Origin of the sequence: Brachyspira sp. (genome assembly GCF_050873525.1) — a bacterium.
Classification (GTDB): Bacteria; Spirochaetota; Brachyspiria; order Brachyspirales; family Brachyspiraceae; genus Brachyspira.
The window spans coordinates 1-2137 of sequence record NZ_JBNMIZ010000313.1 but is presented as its reverse complement, the minus strand read 5'-3'; the positions used below and the strand labels follow the sequence as shown (position 1 = coordinate 2137).

The 2137-nt window shown below is 33.1% G+C and carries 2 protein-coding genes; both read right to left on the bottom strand.

The window, feature by feature from the left end:
• Nucleotides 1–26: 26 nt before the first annotated feature.
• Nucleotides 27–1136, bottom strand: a complete 1110-nt coding sequence (locus ACR0QS_RS12935) for a hypothetical protein (protein WP_432633864.1) — start codon at nt 1134–1136, stop codon at nt 27–29.
• Nucleotides 1137–1165: 29 nt separating this feature from the next.
• Complete coding sequence (locus tag ACR0QS_RS12930) at nt 1166–1642, bottom strand: hypothetical protein (protein ID WP_432633863.1); 477 nt, start codon at nt 1640–1642, stop codon at nt 1166–1168.
• Nucleotides 1643–2137: the final 495 nt, after the last annotated feature.

Sequence of the window (2137 nt, the reverse complement as noted above, 5' to 3'; positions counted from 1 at the left end):
TCTATTTTCTATATAAAAATCTATATTTATAATGTTTTAATAACTTCTTTAATTTCAATCGCATTAATATTTAAAGCCATAAATGAGGATTTTGTTAAAACCTTATCAAGTTTAGAATGTATATCAAACCAACCGCCTTCAACCGTCCAAGTTTTCGCTTCTTCTAAAGTAGACGCTGCATAAACTCCATTTTTGAGAGCGCCTGAATATTCATAAGAAGTAGAACTTAAATTTTGAATATGTATTGCATAATATTTGCCTATATTTAATCCCATTCCCCATTCTTGAACATCTTCAAGCGTCATATCCATATCGAAATATGGTTGAAGAAATGTTTCGGAATATTGTCCATAAAGATAGCATTCGGTTTCCGAAATCCAATTAGTTTCAAGCACTTTCATTGAATAAGAATAAAATACATTAAGGTCGTAATCTTCTCCCGTTTCAATCCATTCGCCTTTATAAGATTGATTTTGAAATTTGCCTAAAATTAGAGATAAATCTCCTTCTTTTTTAGTGGGTTCAGGTTCAGGCTCGGGTTCTGGAGTTGGGTTGGGGTCTTTAGATATATATTGGTCGGATAATATTCCCAAAGGGTCTACGCCCATACTCGCTTTATAATGCGTCCAAACGGTAGAATAATCGGGCTTTTTATTTTTATCAGAACCGCCGCCGTAATAACCTCGCTCTTGTCCATCGGCTTGAATATAAATAAGCATATATTGAGAAAATCCCTCTCCCAATATTTTATTATTATAATATATTCCCATTAAATAAGCTTCTCCATGATTTGACATTATAGCCGTCCCAATAAAATCGGCTCTCGGGTTGGTAGAATAATAAGGAGGTTCATGATAATTTCCCGTTTCTTTATTAAAATACCATCCTGCATCGGTTTTGTCTGGTTTTAATACTTTTTTACCGCCGATATAATCTTTCCAAGCGTTAGTCATATCGGAAGGTTTAATATTTGTAACTATCGAACCAAGCCTAACCGTATAAGTTTTATCTTTATCTATAACGATTACCGTTCCGCTTTCGTTATCATTTTCGGGAGGAGTTATTTCATTACCGCATGAAATCGATATAATAATCGCAAAAATCAATGCGAAAAATTTTATAAATTTACTTTTCATTTTTTAACTCCTTTAAAATCAAATATTCTTTATTCCTTTTTTGTTAAACTTGAATAATAGCTATAATAACCGTTGTCTATGGTAAATTCGCTTATGGCTTCTTCCAAAGTTTCTGTTCCCGTTTTTCCGTCAGATTTATAAGCACCAGAAATACTTATTGAGTTTTCGGTTAAATCCTTGAATGAAACGGCGTAATATTTTCCGACAACATCTTTGTAATATGAGTTTTCGGTATATTTGCCGTAAATAATTCCCGCAGTATCCGAACTCCAAATTATCATTCCGACATTCATTTTATAAGAACCGCCGTCAAATTTTCCATAACTATATATATAAGTTTCAGTATAACTCGAGCCATTATTTTCCCAAGTTCCTAAAAGCAAGCTATGGTTTTTATGCGTTGTTCCCTCTATTGGGGCGGTTGGTCTCTTATCGCAGGATATGGCTACGATTAGGACAAATACGATTAAAGATAGACTTTTGATAAGGTTTTTTTGTGGTTTCATTTAAAAACTCCTTCAATTTAAGATAAAGGAGCGCTCTAATCAAGCGCGCTCGACTCGATTATTATGTAAGGTATTCCGACTTCGCTTATAAAAGTTTTAATTTTTTATAAGGCTTTACGGTTGCGTGCCAGCGTGGGATTTTCACCCTCATTCCCCTTTTTTTAATCGGTTGTATTATAGGATATTTAAAAAAAAATTGCAATAGTTTTTTGATTTTTTATTTGGAATTGTTATTTTTTATTTTTCATGTCATTGAGGATTTTTTTGATTGTCATTGCGAAAATAAAAAATGTCATTGCGAGCCGATGCCAAAGGCACACAGCGTGAGGCGTGGCAATCTATACAGTGTGGATTGCTTCGCTTTCTTACGAAAGCTCGCAATGACAGAAATATATAGTCATTACGAGGCGTAGCCGAAGTAATCCAATATTAACAAAATTCTATTATAAAATAAAATCAAATTAAACTATTGCAATTTATATAAATCTGTAATAT